Raw genomic sequence first — 15,352 nt, 5'->3', positions numbered from 1 at the left:
AAGGTCATGGCGCAAAACAGCGCGTTATCAACGCTGAAAGATCTGGCTGAAAAAGAAGTTGATGATGCCGCATTGCAGCTTGGCGCAATGCGACGCGGGTGCCAGCAGGCTGAAGAACAGTTGAAGATGTTAATCGACTATCAGCATGAATATCGCACCAACCTCAATACCGATATGACGCAGGGCATTGGCAGCCAGCGCTGGATTAACTATCAGCAGTTTATCCAGACGCTGGAGAAGGCGATAGAGCAGCACCGCCAGCAGCTAAACCAGTGGACCCAAAAAGTCGATACCGCGCTGAATTTCTGGCGCGAAAAAAAACAGCGGCTGCAGGCCTGGCAGACCTTACAGGACCGGCAGATTGCAGCCTCGACCCTGGCGGAAAACCGCCTGGACCAGAAGAAAATGGATGAGTTTGCCCAGCGCGCATCAATGAGGAAACCGGAATGATCACACTGCAACAACTGCTGATGAGCGACAGCGACCTGTCAGACGGGATGCAAACAGGGAAAGGCACCGAGGGTGCACAGGACTTTCTCTCCCTGCTGGCGGGCGCCCTGACGGATGCAACGGGCAAGGGCAACGAAGCGCCGCTAACCCTGGCGGACCTGAAAGCCGCCGGCAGCAAGCTGTCGAAGGTCGCGCAGGAGGCCAAAGGCGATACCGCTCTGCAGGCCAAAATTGCCGACCTGCTCTCGCGTCAGCCTGCGCTGAATGGCGTTGAAACGTCGGAGTCCGCGCCGCTTGAAACGTTGGTCTCCGGGCTGGTACCGCTGTCAAAAGGCGACGCGCTGAAGACGCTCACTGCGGCCAACGGTAAAGATGACGCTAAAACCGAGCTGAGCGAAGAAGAGCTGGCGGGGCTAAGCGCGCTGATGGCGATGCTGCCGCACCAGCAGACGACCGCCTCTCGTGCGGCAGGCAGCGACGGCGTTCACGCCACCTCGGCGCTGAGTTCAGCCACGCTTTCGCAAAACGGTGCGGGACAGCCGCCGTCCCTGAACGCGCCTGCGGGAAGCCATGATAAAGCGCCGCTTTCTGCGTCCTATCAGAGCCAGGCGAAGAACAACGGTCCGGATCTCGCCGCCAACGCGCCAGCCACACCGGTCGTGGCCGCAGCCGCTGAGAAGCAGGACTTCGCCAGCGCCTCTTCGTCATCTTCGCCGACCGCTACCCTGGCGCCGATTATCTCCAGCCATGCGGCCAGCCAGCCTGCCGCAACCGTTGCCACCGCCCCGGTGCTAAGCCAGCCTCTGGGCACACATGAATGGCAGCAGTCCCTGAGCCAGCACATCACCCTGTTCACTAAGCAGGGCCAGCAGACGGCGGAGCTGCGCCTGCACCCGGAAGATCTGGGCCAGGTGCAAATCTCGCTGAAGCTGGACGATAACCAGGCACAGCTGCAGATGGTCTCTGCGCACAGTCACGTGCGCGCGGCGCTGGAAGCCGCGCTGCCGGTCCTGCGGACCTCGCTGGCGGAGAACGGCATTCAGCTTTCTCAAAGCAGCGTCAGCAGCGAGAGCTTTGCCGGGCAACAGCAGTCTTCATCCCAGCAGCACCATGCTTCACGCCCGGGCCAGCACGGCGGTTTTAATGAAGAGAGCGATGAGCTCCTGCCGACCCCTGCCGCCCTGCAATCCGCGGCGCGCGGTAACGGTGCCGTAGACATCTTCGCCTAAACGCCAGAGGTAGCGTGATTATCCCCGTCTTTTCCACGCTTTGACGACGGCAGGACACGGGATAATCACCTTATTAAGCTGTACCGAAACAGGAAGCTCGTATCAGATGACAGACTCCGCTATCACCAAAAAAAGCAAGCGTTCCATCTGGATCCCGCTGCTGGTGTTGATCACGCTCGCCGCCTGCGCTACCGCGGGCTATAGTTACTGGCGTATGCAGCAGGAACCTTCAACCGCTGCGGCCAAAGCCGAACCTGCCCCACCGCCGGCGCCGGTCTTTTTCCCTCTGGACACCTTCACCGTTAACCTCGGTGACGCGGATCGCGTGCTGTATGTCGGTATTACGCTGCGCCTGAAGGACGAAGCAACCCGCGCGCGCCTGAACGATTATCTGCCGGAAGTGCGTAGCCGCCTTCTCCTGCTGTTTTCTCGTCAGGACGCCTCCGCGCTGGCTACCGACGTGGGTAAGCAAAAGCTGGTCGACGCCATCAAGCAGACGCTGGCCACCCCGCTGGTAAACGGTCAACCTAAGCAGGAAGTCACTGACGTTCTGTACACAGCCTTTATTCTGCGGTAACGACATGGGCGACAGTATTCTTTCTCAGGCAGAAATCGACGCGCTGCTTAACGGCGACAGCGATAAGAGTGACGACCCGCAGCCGGGTCTCACCGGCGACGATAATATTCGTCCTTACGATCCCAATACCCAGCGTCGCGTGGTACGTGAACGTCTGCAGGCGCTGGAGATCATTAACGAACGTTTTGCACGTCAGTTCCGTATGGGGCTGTTTAACCTGCTGCGTCGTAGCCCGGATATCACGGTCGGTGCGATCCGCATCCAGCCGTATCATGAGTTTGCCCGCAACCTGCCGGTGCCAACCAACCTTAACCTGATTCATCTGAAGCCGCTGCGCGGCACCGGTCTGGTGGTGTTTTCCCCAAGCCTGGTGTTCATCGCGGTGGATAACCTGTTCGGCGGCGACGGGCGTTTTCCGACCAAAGTGGAAGGTCGTGAATTTACCCACACTGAGCAGCGCGTCATTAACCGCATGCTGAAGCTGGCGCTGGAATCCTACAGCGACGCGTGGAAAGCGATTAACCCGCTGGAAGTGGAGTACGTCCGTTCTGAGATGCAGGTGAAATTTACCAATATCACCACCTCCCCGAACGATATCGTCGTCAATACGCCGTTCCACGTGGAAATCGGTAACCTGACCGGTGAGTTCAACATCTGCCTGCCGTTCAGCATGATTGAACCGCTGCGCGAGCTGCTGGTTAACCCGCCGCTGGAGAACTCACGCAACGAAGATCAGAACTGGCGTGAAAACCTGGTGCGCCAGGTGCAGCACTCGCAGTTGGAGCTGGTGGCGAACTTCGCCGACATTTCGATGCGGTTATCCCAGATCCTGAAATTACAACCCGGCGACGTTTTGCCGATAGACAAACCCGACCGCATTATTGCCCACGTAGATGGTGTCCCCGTACTTACAAGCCAGTACGGCACGATTAACGGTCAGTATGCGTTACGCGTTGAGCACTTGATCAACCCGATTTTGAATTCGCTGAATGAGGAACAGCCCAAATGAGTGACATGAACAATCCGTCCGATGAAAACAGCGGAGCACTGGACGATCTGTGGGCTGACGCGTTAAACGAGCAAAAAACGACTCCGACAAAAAGCGCGGCGGACGCGGTATTCCAGCAGTTAGGCGGCGGCGACGTCAGCGGCACGCTGCAGGACATCGACCTGATTATGGACATCCCGGTTAAGCTGACCGTTGAACTGGGACGCACCCGGATGACCATTAAAGAGCTGCTGCGCCTCACGCAGGGTTCAGTTGTGGCCCTTGACGGCCTGGCCGGCGAGCCGCTGGATATTCTGATCAACGGTTATTTGATTGCCCAGGGTGAAGTGGTGGTGGTTGCCGATAAATACGGCGTGCGCATCACCGACATCATCACCCCGTCTGAACGCATGCGTCGTCTGAGCCGTTAAGCATGAAAACCCAGGCAACAATATCACAGCCTTCCGCCGTTCCCGGCTCCCCGCTGCTCCAGGTGAGCGGGGCGTTGTTCGGTATTATTGCCTTTATTCTGATCGCCGCCTGGCTGGCAAAGCGTTTTGGCCTGGCGGGTAAAACTGCCGGCACCCGCGGCCTGAAGGTCAGCGCCAGCACGACGCTTGGGCCGCGCGAACGCGTGGTCATCGTCGATGTGGAAGATGCGCGTCTGGTACTAGGCGTAACCGGCTCAAACATCAACGTATTACATAAACTGCCGCCCGCCCCGGTCACGGTGGACGAGCGCGCACAAGCCCCTGCGGATTTTCAGTCCGTCATGAAGAGTTTGCTTAAGCGTTCCGGGAGAACCTGATGCGCCGTTTGTTATCCCTGACGCTTGCGGGCGTTGGCCTGTTTGCTCCTGCAGTTTATGCGCAACTGCCCGGTCTGGTTTCCACGCCGATCGCGGGTGGCGGCCAGAGCTGGTCGCTCCCGGTTCAGACGCTGGTCTTCATCACCTCGCTGACCTTTATTCCGGCCATTCTGCTGATGATGACCAGCTTTACCCGCATCATCATCGTTTTTGGTCTGCTGCGAAACGCGCTGGGCACCCCTTCGGCGCCGCCAAACCAGGTGCTTCTGGGGCTGGCGCTGTTTTTGACCTTTTTCATCATGTCGCCGGTGATCGATAAGATTTATACCGACGCCTACCAGCCGTTCAGCGAAGATAAAATTTCGATGCAGGAGGCGCTGGAAAAAGGCGCGCAGCCGCTGCGAGAATTTATGCTGCGCCAGACGCGCGAGGCGGACCTGGCCCTCTTCGCCCGCCTGTCCAACACCGGCGAGCTGCAGGGGCCGGAAGCGGTACCGATGCGCATTCTGCTGCCGGCCTATGTCACCAGCGAGCTGAAAACCGCGTTCCAGATTGGCTTTACCATCTTTATCCCGTTCCTGATTATCGACCTGGTGATCGCCAGCGTCCTGATGGCGCTCGGGATGATGATGGTGCCGCCCGCCACCATTGCCCTGCCCTTTAAGATCATGCTTTTTGTGCTGGTCGACGGCTGGCAGCTGCTGGTCAGCTCGCTGGCGCAAAGTTTTTACAGTTAAGGAACGGCAATGACACCCGAATCGGTCATGATGATGGGCACGGAAGCGATGAAAGTCGCGATTGCCGTTGCCGCGCCGCTGCTGCTTGTCGCGCTGGTTACCGGCCTGATTATCAGTATTCTTCAGGCCGCCACGCAGATTAACGAAATGACGCTGTCGTTTATCCCGAAAATCATCGCCGTGTTCGTGGCGATTATCGTGGCCGGACCGTGGATGCTGAACCTGCTGCTGGACTATATGCGCAACCTGTTTACCAATCTGCCGTACATCATCGGCTGACCTGACGATGCTGCACTTCACCAGCGACCAGTGGGTTCAGTGGCTCGGCGTCTATTTCTGGCCGATGCTGCGCATTCTGGCGCTGATCTCCACCGCCCCCATTCTCAGCGAGAAATCGATCCCCAAGCGCGTTAAGGTGGGGCTGGGCATTATCATCACCATTATCGTCGCCCCTTCCCTGCCACCCGTGAATATTCCCATCTTCTCGGCTAACGCGGTATGGGTCGCTTTACAGCAGGTGATGATTGGCGTCGCCGTGGGCTTTACCATGCAGCTCGCCTTCGCCGCCGTGCGCACGGCCGGTGAGTTGATTGGCCTGCAGATGGGGCTATCGTTCGCCACGTTTGTCGAACCCGGCAGCCATCTCAACATGCCGGTGCTGGCGCGCATCATCGATCTGCTCGCCATGCTGCTGTTTCTGTCGCTCAACGGTCATCTGTGGCTCATCTCCATGCTGGTGGATACTTTCCATACGCTGCCGATCGGTGATAACCCGGTCAACAGCAATGCCTTCCTCGCGCTGACCCGCGCGGCGGGGCTGATCTTCCTCAACGGTCTGATGCTGGCTCTGCCGATCATCACGCTGCTGCTCACCGTCAACCTGGCATTAGGCTTGCTGAACAGAATGGCTCCGCAGCTCTCGGTGTTTGTGATTGGTTTTCCGCTAACGTTGACGGTCGGAATTTTATTAATGTCATTACTGATGCCACTTATCGCCCCCTTCTGTGAACATTTATTCGGCGAGATATTCAATCTGTTAGCGGATATTGTCAGCGAATTGCCACGTAAATAATAGTCCTCACGGTCGCTATTGTCTTTCTGAGGATATTCCTAAAATAAAACGCGAAAAACATCTTCCAGGATATATCTGACGCGGTTTAAATGTTTCTAACCACCTCACTATACTTAATATTTACTTTACTTTAAGAAGATTCCTGGCAAATTATACGTAACTTTACGGGATAGTGAGTCCGCCTGAAAGTCTTTGTCATGCTCACAGGTTTATTATTTTTTTCCATCCCGTATGGCTGTTTTGAGCTCTCAGGCAGATGGTGAATTATCGTTACGCATTGAGTGAGGGTATGCCATGTCAACGATCATTATGGATTTATGCAGCTACACCCGGCTAGGGTTAACCGGGTACCTGGCAAGCAGAGGGGTAAGAAAGAGAGACATCAACGATGCACACACCGTTGAAGAACTCGCAGCCGCTTGTGACGAACTCAAACCAGGCGTGGTGTTTATTAATGAGGACTGTTTCATTCACGATCCAGCCAACAGTCAGCACATTAAGCAAATCATTAATCAGCATCCAAAAACCCTGTTTATTGTTTTTATGGCGATCGCGAATATCCATTTCGATGAGTATTTGTTGGTCCGTAAAAATTTATTGATCAGTTCTAAGTCGATTAAACCCGAGTCGCTGGATGACATTCTGGGTGATTATTTGAATAAAGAAGTTAAAAATGTAGGAGCGGTTAACTTACCCACCCTTTCATTAAGCAGGACTGAATCAAGTATGCTGCGAATGTGGATGGCTGGACAAGGGACTATTCAGATCTCTGACCAGATGAATATTAAAGCGAAAACCGTTTCGTCACACAAAGGAAATATTAAAAGGAAAATTAAAACGCATAATAAGCAAGTGATCTATCACGTGGTACGTCTGACCGATAATGTGACGAACGGGATTTTCGTCAACATGCGTTAGTGGCTTAAACCCCTTTGCACCCTACCTTTGATCTCTGGCCTGGCCAGAGATTTTTGCTTTTGCGGACGTGGTCGGGCACGCGCAATGCCACCCGACGCCGTACTACTCGGCTTTCTCAACAAAAATGCCGTCCGGATGCCCCAGTTCGTTAAAAAACCAGATGCCGAGCGGGTAGTCTTCCAGTGAGACCAGGTACATTGTGCCTTCACTAAACTCTTCAATTGCCAGCACCACCCCCGGGCGGCGCGGCCCACCGTCCGTTTTAACGGTTACCCGATCGTTGACCTTCATACATTCCTCCTCTGGTTTTGAGCCAGTGTAGAACAAAACGCAAAAACACACATCGCCGCACGGCGTGAATGGCGTTTTTATACACAGTCTATACTTACCGTGGACACGGTTTAATGAGGAGCCCCGTAATGAAGACCGATAAAGAGTACAGCGACACCATCAAACGCGAGGTCGAGGTGGATGTCGATGCCCTGCTGGCCGCCATCAATGAGATCAGTGAGTCAGAAGTCCGCCGCACAAACGATGGTTCGGACCACGTCATTGTTAACGGGAGGGATTATCACACCTACCGCGAGCTGGCGGAGGCCTTCGAGCTGGATATTCATGACTTTAGCGTGTCTGAAGCAAATCGTTAGCACGAAAAAAATCCCGGTCATGGGGATGGCCGGGATCAAAACTTGCTTATGCAAGAAGCACTTGAAAATTCGTTACACCAGGAAATCTGATGTACAAACAACACTATCCCCAACGATTTTGCATGACAAGCATATATTCTTACGATGAATATAATATTTTTAACATAATCGTTTTGGTTATGAGCAACAACATACGCCGAATGCGGGTTTGGCTGGAGAAGTTCTTCTCATTCTGATTTAAGCCCAGATATTTTTTTAGGAATATTCTTAGATTAAGGCTCATTCGTTTTCGGGAGTTACTATGCTTTCACTCCGGGGTCCCCTGCTGATTTTTTCCGATCTGGATGGATCGCTGCTGGATATTCATACCTATGAGTGGCAGCCCGCGATGCCTTGGCTGGATAAACTGCAGGATAACCAGGTACCGGTGATTCTTTGCAGCAGCAAGAGCGCGGCAGAGATGCTGGATATTCAGCAGGATCTGGGTCTGGAAGGGTTACCGTTTATCGCTGAGAACGGCGCGGTGGTTCAGCCGGACGTGCGCTGGGAAATGGGTCAGCGCCACATCAACGGCATGACGCACCGGGAGATTCGTCCGCTTATTGAGCAAATCCGCCAGCAGGCGGGCTTCAAATTCACCACCTTTGACGACGTGGACGAACGCGTCATTAGCGAATGGACGGGGGTGACCCGCTACCGGGCGGCGCTTGCCCGCAAGCATGACGCCTCCGTCACGCTCATCTGGCGTGATTCCGACGAAGCCATGGCCCGGTTTGAAGCGGCGCTGGCGCAACGCGGGCTGAAATGCCTGCAGGGTGCCCGTTTCTGGCATATTCTCGATGCCAGCTGCGGTAAGGACGTTGCGGCTAACTGGCTAATCGCGCAGTACCGTGAACGGGAAAATATTGAACCCACGACCCTGGGGCTCGGCGATGGGCCGAACGACGCGCCGCTGCTGGACAGCGTGGACTTCGCGGTGGTGATTAAAGGGATAAACCGCCAGGGTATTACGTTACGGGACGATAACCCCCGCCGGGTTTATCACACCCGGCAGGCGGGACCGCTCGGCTGGCAGGAGGGGCTGGATCACTTTTTGTCATGATCGTGCCACACAACCCGGTTACGTCCGTCCTGTTTAGCTTTATATAACCGGGCATCCGCGACGGACTGCAGCTGTTCGAAATCGTAATTTTCGTTTTCCCGGGCGCTGCTGACGCCGAGTGACGCGCTGATGCGCAGGGTCGTGCTCTTCTTCACCAGAATCTCCTTGCTGTGGATTCGGCAGCGAATACGCTCCGCGACGCCTCTCGCCTCCTCAAGACCGAGCCCCGGCAGGACGATACAAAACTCTTCCCCGCCCACGCGTCCTGCCACGTCGTTTTTACGCAATGCGCTGGAAATCAGCCCTGCCGAGTGGGAAAGCACCTTATCACCGGCCTGGTGACCGAACCGATCGTTGACGCTTTTAAAATGGTCGAGGTCTAACTGAATGACCGAGAACGGCAACGACTGTTGATGACACTTCTTCGCCAGCAGTTTCGCGCGTTCGAACAGCGCGCCGCGATTATTCAGGCGGGTTAGCGGGTCGTGCCAGGCCTGCCACTTGAGCGAGTGTTGCAGCGTATACATATTGCTAACCATCCGGCGGATCACCAGCCACGAAATCAGCAGCATCGCGGTAAAGAGTGCCCACAGTAATGCCAGTACGATACTGATGCTGCCGAAGTCGCCCTGTACCCCTTCCTGCAGAGTATGGACACGCAAAACCAGGCCATCAAAATGATCGAGCCGCTGCCAACTGATGAAACGGCTGCCGAGGCGGATGCCACCACCAGTATCGTGCTCGATCGCCTGCGCTATCTGCGCGAGTTCGCGTTCATCGAAATGATTCACCTGTTTATCTGTCTTTTCAGAGGAGGCAATCATATTGAGCCGGGAGTCGTACAGCTGATACTCCCCCTCCGTACGGTCGTCCGTCGCCTCTGCCAGCAGGCGTTGCATCGTATTCAGCGAAAAATCCATCGCCACCACGCCATACCAGTAGCGATTGAAATAGATGGGGACGCTGGCAGTGATCGTTCGCTCGTCACCGGTCCAGGATGACGGCGTGGAGATAAACCAGCGCACCGCGCGGGAGCGATTGTTACGTTCCGACTGCTGGGTAAACCAGGACTGCGTGACCAGGTGATAATAGCGGGGGATAATATCGCTCGCCTCTGTTAGCGTATCCGTCGAAAGATAAAACCCGGCGCGTGAAACGTAGATCACCCGCGATTCACTATGCCTGCTTGACGTCGCCAGCCTGAGCAGATAACCCACCTCAAGCGCGGCTGAAATTTCATTGCTGATGCGTTCAGCGTCCCGGTTCAGAATCGACGTTTTTTCAACAAATGCATCCGAGACGCCGTTAATCGGAAGTGTGCGATTTCTATCAACGAGGAGCTGCCAGGTGGGACGCATGCGTAATGCGTTAAAGTGCGATACTGCATCGTGCAAAACATTGAAGGCCAGCGGCGTCTGTAGCGCATCGCGCATGCTCTGGCGAAATAACAGCATTTTATCCACGCTGTACTGCAGCTGCCTGTCCAGCGAGCTGGCCACGGTTTCCAGGTGGTTGCGCTGGCTGGAGATATACGCCTCTTCGAGGACCACCACTTCACGCCAGGTCAGGAGGGTTGAAAACACCAGAACAGTGATAAAACAGAGGTTAACAATCAAACCCGGATTGCTACGCTTATGCAGCCATTGCAGAAAAGATCGTCTTACAACAAAGGTATCGCGCTGCACACACACTCCCTGATTACTGCCTTACACCCGGTACTTCAGTTAAAAACGCCCGGCTAAGCCGGGCGTTATGTGATTAAGCCTGATCGTGCTTGCGCTGGCCGTCACCCGGCTGAAGCTCATCTTCACGAAAGGCTTCCTGCTTAATGCTGTAGCCATCATGCCACCGACATTCCACCATTCCGCTGGAATACCCGGTGACAATCATGCGCGGGCCGCCCTTCTTAGGCTTAACTTCATCACTGACCAAAAAGACCATACCTGCCTCCTGTATCAGGGTGAAACTGTTTCAATTTAGACGAGGAATGGTCTTTTTGCACCCTGCGACGGGTAACAATTAGTGCGCCGTACCGCGCATTTTTTCGATCAGTTTCACCGCCGCCACCACGATAGCGCCAACGATAAAGCCCAGCACCAGATTAAGCAGCGTGGGCAGAATCGCTGCCACCACACTCCCCTGCGCCGAGGCGAAATGTTCGATGGCATGGTGCAGCGGCGCAATGCCGTGGACCACAATGCCGCCGCCCACGAGGAACATCGCCAGGGTCCCCACCACGGACAAGCTCTTCATCAGCCACGGCGCCAGCGTCAGTAAGCCTTTGCCGATGCCTTTAGCCACCGCGCTGGATTTCTCCTCCAGCCAGTAGCCGATATCATCCAGCTTCACGATCAGCCCGACCAGGCCGTAAACGCCCACCGTGACCAGAATGGCGATCCCGGAGAGGATCAACACCTGATTCAGCAGCGGCGCATCGGAGACGATGCCCAGCGTAATGGCGACAATTTCAGCCGACAGAATAAAGTCGGTGCGAATGGCACCTTTGATTTTATCGCGCTCGAAAACTTTCGGATCCTGCGCGGCAAGCGCTTCAAGGCGCTGCTGGCGCGCCTCCGGGGTATCCTTCTGCTTGCGAGAGCTCAAAGAGTGCAGGACCTTCTCCACGCCTTCGAAGCACAAGAATGCCCCACCAATCATCAGCAGCGGCGTGATGGCCCAGGGGATGAATGCGCTGATCAGCAGCGCCAGCGGCACCAGAATCACTTTGTTCAGAAACGAGCCTTTTGCCACGCCCCACACCACCGGCAGCTCACGGTTAGCCCGTACCCCGCTCACCTGTTGGGCGTTAAGCGAGAGATCGTCCCCCAGCACCCCTGCGGTTTTCTTCGCCGCCAGTTTCCCCATCACGGAAATATCATCCAGTAAGGTGGCAATATCATCCAGCAATGTTAATAAGCTACTTCCTGCCAAAATGGTGATCCTTCTTTTTTTGGTAATTAAGTGAATAGTATGGAGCAAAAGCGCAATCGCGGAAACAGGCAGCTTTCGTCAACAAAAAATTCACATCAACTACACAATTAAAGGGCTCGCCAGCGCGATAGTTTTCGCGTTTACTATCAGCGACCTTTTTATTTCGTCGTGAGGGATTATGCGTTTCCGGCAACTGCTTCCGCTTATCGGGGCACTTTTTTCGCTGTATATCATCTGGGGTTCAACCTATTTTGTCATTCGCATCGGCGTGGAAAGCTGGCCGCCGCTGATGATGGCGGGCATTCGCTTCCTCTCGGCGGGTGTGCTGCTACTGGCCTTCCTGCTGCTGCGCGGGCATAAGCTTCCACCGTTCCGCCCAATGCTGAACGCCGCCCTGATAGGCCTGCTGCTGCTGGCGGTGGGGAATGGCTTTGTGACCATTGCCGAGCACCAGAACGTACCGTCTGGGATCGCCGCCGTGGTCGTTGCCACCGTACCGCTGTTTACCCTCTGCTTCAGCCGCCTTTTCGGCATCCGCACCCGCAAGCTGGAGTGGCTGGGGATTGGCATCGGCCTTGCCGGCATTATTCTGCTTAACAGCGGCGGTAACCTGAGCGGGAATCCGTGGGGCGCAGTGATTATCCTTATCGGCTCGATGAGCTGGGCGTTTGGTTCCGTATACGGTTCCCGTATCGAACTTCCGACCGGCATGATGGCGGGGGCAATAGAGATGCTTGCGGCTGGGATTGTGCTGCTGCTGGCCTCAGCCCTGACGGGAGAGGAGCTGACTACCCTGCCGCCGTTGTCGGGCTTCCTGGCGGTAGGCTACCTGGCGCTGTTCGGCTCCATCATCGCCATCAACGCCTATATGTTCCTGATCCGTAACGTCTCACCGGCGGTCGCCACCAGCTATGCCTACGTCAACCCGGTCGTGGCCGTGCTGCTCGGCACCGGGCTTGGCGGTGAAACGCTCTCTCCGGTTGAGTGGTTAGCTTTAGGGGTGATTGTTTTTGCCGTCGTGCTGGTGACCTTAGGCAAATATTTGCTGCCGGCAAAGCCCGTGGTTACGCCTTGCGAGGTGGAGAAACCGTAAGCGCGTGGATCCCCTGCGTGTCGATCTGCGCGGCCTGGCCGCCGCCGCAGATCCACTCTTCCAGCCGTTCGCTCAGATCGGCATCGTTCAGCTTTAACCGCCCTCTCAGCGCACATTCCCAGACGATCAGCACTCGCCAGCCCTGCGCGACAAGCGTGGCGAGATCCTGGGCGTCACGCTCAACGTTCTTGCCAATCTTCTCCAGCCAGAAATCGGTGCGCGTCGCCGGGACTTTAAACAGGTAGCAGTCGTGATGATGCCAGAAACAGCCGTGGGTGAAGATAATGCACCGATACGCGTCAATGACGAAATCCGGGCGACCCGCAAGTGCGGGATCCTGCACGCGAAAGTCGAAGCCCGCCTGTGTCAGCAGCCCGGCCAGACGCTTTTCTATCGCGGTGTCACGCGTGCCGATGGCACGCATGTTTTTGCTCCGCGTGGCCTTATCGTGAACGTCCGTCATTGACGGCCTCACCCTGGCGGAGCGCCACCGCCTGTCTGATGCGCGGGGCCAGCAGTTTTGCCACCGCCGCGAACGCGGGCACCACCACCGAGTTACCAAACTGACGGTAAGCCTGAGTGTCCGAAACCGGAATGCGGAAACGGTAGCCCTGTGGCGTTTCAAAGCCCATCAGCCGGGCGCACTCCCGCGGCGTGAGGCGCCGCGGACGGTGACGCTGGTTTTGCGGATCGTCGAAATCTTTCTCGCCCAGCGCTTTATCCCAGCCTCTGTCGATCAGGATTTCAGCGCCGTCTTTGTAGTAGCGAGCAGACAGCGTGCGGGTCACGCTGTGCGGATCGTTTGGGTTCACCATGCCAAACCCAAATCCGTTGCCTTTGGCCTGATGCTTTTTGGCATAGCGGTAGAGGTATTTCCACAGGATTGGGGTAAGGATAAATTTCGCGTCGACCACCGGCTCCAGCAGGTCGGCAATGGTTGGACGACGCTCGGGGTATAAGGAGGGAATATCCCGCAGGGTAAAATCCCCCTTCAGATTGAGATCGCGGCGGAAACCGACGAGCACAATGCGTTCACGATGCTGGGGCAGGAAGTGTTTCCCGTCGATAATTTTCGGGTCATCCGCGCCCATGTCCCCGGAATCAGCCACGTCATAGCCCAGCTCGTCCAGCGTCTGCATGATAATGCGGAAGGTCTTTCCACCGTCATGGCTCTTTAAGTTCTTGACGTTTTCCAGCACGAATATGGCCGGGCGACGGGCGTCAATGATTCGGGCCACATCGAAAAACAGCGTTCCCTGCGTATCGCAGGCAAAACCGTGGGCACGCCCGAGGGCATTCTTTTTGGAGACGCCGGCCAGCGAGAAAGGCTGACACGGGAAGCCCGCCAGCAGCACGTCATGCGCCGGAATCGTCTGGCGAATGTGCTCGGCGGCTTGTTCATCCGTGACGCCGCTTTTATGGCTCAGGGTAACGTCGCGGATATCGGCGTTGAAATGATGTTCATGCGGATCGCAGTACCAGTTCGCTTTATAGGTGCGTACCGCATGTTTGTTCCACTCGCTGGTAAACACGCACTGACCGCCGATAGCTTCAAAGCCGTGCCGGATGCCACCGATGCCGGCAAACAGATCGATAAAGCGGAAGGCATAGTTCGGGTGCGCGGCAGACGGCCGCGGAAGCAGGTCTTGCAGATAACGAAACTCGCTTTCGCTCAGGCGGCGCCCTGCCCGATCGCTGGTCAGCAGTCGCTTAAGGATGGCCGGGCTCCAGTGGCTCTCGCCGTGCGCCACCAGCTGGTTTGCCAGCGTTTTAGCGTCATAAATATCCAGCAGCTGGCGCAGTAATGCCTGCACCGTTGCCGTTGACTTCTCAGCCTGCTCAGGCGCGGGCTCTGTCACTGATCGATTTTCCTGCATTCTTTTAACCGGGCAATAAAGACTGGAAACAGATTACCACAGTTCACTTTCGCAAACTGCGACGGAAGCGGTGTTGAATCTGGCTATCCAGCCCGATGCAGTCGCCCTGTAATTCGGCACTGAGTTTCGCCATAAACTGAATCAGAAAATCGGCGTTGTGCTGCGCGAGCTCGCGCCCGACGTCGGTTTGCATTGTATCAGGCAAGCGCAGCAGCTTGGTCTGAAAATGATCGAGCGCAAACGCCCGGTCATCAAGCGGGCGCGCGTCGGCAAACGGATCGTCCGCGTCAAAAAGCGGTACGCCCAGCGCGCCTGACACGGCAAACACGCGCGCCAGGCCAATCGCCCCCAGCGCCTCCAGACGATCTGCATCCTGGACAATTTTGGCCTCAATCGTGTACGGCGTCAGGCCGGCGCTGAAACTGTGCGCCTCGATGGCGTGCTCCACGGCGGCATAGCGATCGGACGGGAAGTCAGGGAAATCGCGGTGCAGAATGTCCCGCGTTCTGCGCGCAGCCAGACGCGACGACTGGCTGCGTTCAGGATGATTTTTCGGCAGGCTAACGATGTCGTGAAAATAGCAGGCGGTCAGGATCGTCAGCGGGTCGACGTGGTGATGAACCATGATTTTCTGCGCCGTCAGCCAGACGCGACGGAAGTGTGAAATATCGTGCGCGGTGTCGTCGGTCGCGTGATGTTCATCAAGCCAGGATTCAAAGCGCTGCTGCCACTGTATGAGTTCCATAATCCTTTCCTGTTACGAAAATGGGCACTGAATTATAACATAGCTAAATAAAATAAATTAAAAAATAGAACCCCGAAATACTTAATAATAATTACCCGCAATACTTTCAAGCGATTAATTCATTTGAAAAATAAAGAGATTTTTGGAAATATTTTGTAATATTTTCACTGGTTTAATT

19 protein-coding genes and 1 pseudogene are annotated in these 15,352 nt (G+C 55.8%); 13 read left to right on the top strand and 7 right to left on the bottom strand.

Going from position 1 to position 15,352, the window contains the following annotated elements:
* Nucleotides 1–6 precede the first annotated feature (6 nt).
* From fliJ to rcsA, 10 genes and pseudogenes are all read left to right on the top strand, one after another.
* Nucleotides 7–450 (top strand): flagellar export protein FliJ, encoded by a 444-nt coding sequence (fliJ, locus tag ACMWL8_RS00100; protein WP_006811155.1) that lies wholly within the window; start codon nucleotides 7–9, stop codon nucleotides 448–450.
* The gene (gene fliK, locus ACMWL8_RS00095) at nucleotides 447–1,679 is read left to right on the top strand and encodes a flagellar hook length control protein FliK (protein WP_045260351.1); all 1,233 of its coding nucleotides are present in this window, start codon (nucleotides 447–449) and stop codon (nucleotides 1,677–1,679) included. The genes fliJ and fliK overlap by 4 nt, the downstream gene beginning before the upstream one ends.
* 106 nt (nucleotides 1,680–1,785) lie before the next feature.
* A complete protein-coding gene (gene fliL, locus ACMWL8_RS00090) occupies nucleotides 1,786–2,256 on the top strand; it encodes a flagellar basal body-associated protein FliL (protein ID WP_021241388.1) in 471 nt (156 codons plus the stop codon).
* 4 nt (nucleotides 2,257–2,260) lie between these two features.
* On the top strand, nucleotides 2,261–3,265 hold the full coding sequence (gene fliM, locus ACMWL8_RS00085) for a flagellar motor switch protein FliM (protein ID WP_028013703.1): 1,005 nt from the start codon (nucleotides 2,261–2,263) through the stop codon (nucleotides 3,263–3,265).
* The gene (gene fliN, locus ACMWL8_RS00080; RefSeq protein ID WP_003859592.1) at nucleotides 3,262–3,675 is read left to right on the top strand and encodes a flagellar motor switch protein FliN; all 414 of its coding nucleotides are present in this window, start codon (nucleotides 3,262–3,264) and stop codon (nucleotides 3,673–3,675) included. The genes fliM and fliN overlap by 4 nt, the downstream gene beginning before the upstream one ends.
* Nucleotides 3,676–3,677: 2 nt before the next feature.
* Nucleotides 3,678–4,052 carry a flagellar biosynthetic protein FliO gene (fliO, locus tag ACMWL8_RS00075; protein WP_045260352.1) on the top strand — a complete coding sequence of 125 codons (375 nt, stop codon included), beginning with the start codon at nucleotides 3,678–3,680 and terminating at the stop codon, nucleotides 4,050–4,052.
* Nucleotides 4,052–4,789 carry a flagellar type III secretion system pore protein FliP gene (gene fliP / locus ACMWL8_RS00070; RefSeq protein WP_028013705.1) on the top strand — a complete coding sequence of 246 codons (738 nt, stop codon included), beginning with the start codon at nucleotides 4,052–4,054 and terminating at the stop codon, nucleotides 4,787–4,789. Before fliO ends, fliP begins: the two co-directional genes overlap by 1 nt.
* Before the next feature lie 9 nt (nucleotides 4,790–4,798).
* A complete protein-coding gene (gene fliQ / locus ACMWL8_RS00065) occupies nucleotides 4,799–5,068 on the top strand; it encodes a flagellar biosynthesis protein FliQ (RefSeq protein ID WP_003859587.1) in 270 nt (89 codons plus the stop codon).
* 7 nt (nucleotides 5,069–5,075) lie between these two features.
* Nucleotides 5,076–5,868 (top strand): annotated as a pseudogene (gene fliR, locus ACMWL8_RS00060) (flagellar biosynthetic protein FliR); the annotation flags it as partial.
* Nucleotides 5,869–6,155: 287 nt separating this feature from the next.
* Nucleotides 6,156–6,779, top strand: a complete 624-nt coding sequence (rcsA, locus tag ACMWL8_RS00055; RefSeq protein WP_013097740.1) for a transcriptional regulator RcsA — start codon at nucleotides 6,156–6,158, stop codon at nucleotides 6,777–6,779.
* A 102-nt stretch (nucleotides 6,780–6,881) separates the two neighbouring features.
* Here rcsA and dsrB read toward each other — a convergent pair whose 3' ends face one another.
* Nucleotides 6,882–7,070 carry a protein DsrB gene (dsrB, locus tag ACMWL8_RS00050; protein WP_013097741.1) on the bottom strand — a complete coding sequence of 63 codons (189 nt, stop codon included), beginning with the start codon at nucleotides 7,068–7,070 and terminating at the stop codon, nucleotides 6,882–6,884.
* A gap of 128 nt (nucleotides 7,071–7,198) precedes the next feature.
* On the opposite strand from dsrB, the gene yodD reads away from it, so the two are divergent.
* A complete protein-coding gene (gene yodD / locus ACMWL8_RS00045; protein ID WP_028013707.1) occupies nucleotides 7,199–7,426 on the top strand; it encodes a YodD family peroxide/acid resistance protein in 228 nt (75 codons plus the stop codon).
* Nucleotides 7,427–7,727: 301 nt separating this feature from the next.
* Nucleotides 7,728–8,528, top strand: coding sequence for a mannosyl-3-phosphoglycerate phosphatase-related protein (locus tag ACMWL8_RS00040; RefSeq protein WP_045260354.1), 801 nt, complete (start codon nucleotides 7,728–7,730; stop codon nucleotides 8,526–8,528).
* Here the strand turns inward: ACMWL8_RS00040 and dgcQ are convergent.
* The 3 genes from dgcQ to ACMWL8_RS00025 all read right to left on the bottom strand — a co-directional run bounded on the left by dgcQ (nucleotide 8,513) and on the right by ACMWL8_RS00025 (nucleotide 11,462).
* On the bottom strand, nucleotides 8,513–10,213 hold the full coding sequence (gene dgcQ / locus ACMWL8_RS00035) for a cellulose biosynthesis regulator diguanylate cyclase DgcQ (RefSeq protein ID WP_045260355.1): 1,701 nt from the start codon (nucleotides 10,211–10,213) through the stop codon (nucleotides 8,513–8,515). The genes ACMWL8_RS00040 and dgcQ overlap by 16 nt on opposite strands.
* 73 nt (nucleotides 10,214–10,286) lie before the next feature.
* The gene (locus ACMWL8_RS00030; protein ID WP_028013710.1) at nucleotides 10,287–10,469 is read right to left on the bottom strand and encodes a YodC family protein; all 183 of its coding nucleotides are present in this window, start codon (nucleotides 10,467–10,469) and stop codon (nucleotides 10,287–10,289) included.
* A 78-nt stretch (nucleotides 10,470–10,547) separates the two neighbouring features.
* The gene (locus ACMWL8_RS00025) at nucleotides 10,548–11,462 is read right to left on the bottom strand and encodes a DUF808 domain-containing protein (protein WP_169804339.1); all 915 of its coding nucleotides are present in this window, start codon (nucleotides 11,460–11,462) and stop codon (nucleotides 10,548–10,550) included.
* Nucleotides 11,463–11,637: 175 nt separating this feature from the next.
* Here ACMWL8_RS00025 and yedA point away from each other — a divergent pair, with 175 nt between their 5' ends.
* Entirely contained in the window at nucleotides 11,638–12,552 is a 915-nt protein-coding gene (gene yedA, locus ACMWL8_RS00020; RefSeq protein WP_045260356.1) for a drug/metabolite exporter YedA, read from the top strand.
* Here the strand turns inward: yedA and ACMWL8_RS00015 are convergent.
* The 3 genes from ACMWL8_RS00015 to ACMWL8_RS00005 all read right to left on the bottom strand — a co-directional run bounded on the left by ACMWL8_RS00015 (nucleotide 12,524) and on the right by ACMWL8_RS00005 (nucleotide 15,174).
* Complete coding sequence (locus ACMWL8_RS00015; protein ID WP_045260357.1) at nucleotides 12,524–13,015, bottom strand: very short patch repair endonuclease; 492 nt, start codon at nucleotides 13,013–13,015, stop codon at nucleotides 12,524–12,526. The genes yedA and ACMWL8_RS00015 overlap by 29 nt on opposite strands.
* Nucleotides 12,996–14,411 carry a DNA cytosine methyltransferase gene (locus ACMWL8_RS00010; protein ID WP_045260358.1) on the bottom strand — a complete coding sequence of 472 codons (1,416 nt, stop codon included), beginning with the start codon at nucleotides 14,409–14,411 and terminating at the stop codon, nucleotides 12,996–12,998. Before ACMWL8_RS00010 ends, ACMWL8_RS00015 begins: the two co-directional genes overlap by 20 nt.
* Nucleotides 14,412–14,472: 61 nt before the next feature.
* Nucleotides 14,473–15,174: a phosphohydrolase gene (locus ACMWL8_RS00005; protein ID WP_045260359.1), complete on the bottom strand. Its 702-nt coding sequence runs from the start codon at nucleotides 15,172–15,174 to the stop codon at nucleotides 14,473–14,475.
* Nucleotides 15,175–15,352: the final 178 nt, after the last annotated feature.

The organism is Enterobacter sp. 04-C-12-SI-ECC (genome assembly GCF_047530715.1).
GTDB classification, from domain to species: Bacteria; Pseudomonadota; Gammaproteobacteria; order Enterobacterales; family Enterobacteriaceae; genus Enterobacter; species Enterobacter bugandensis.
The sequence above is the reverse complement of the archived record's forward strand: the minus strand, read 5'-3'. Positions and strand labels throughout refer to the sequence as shown.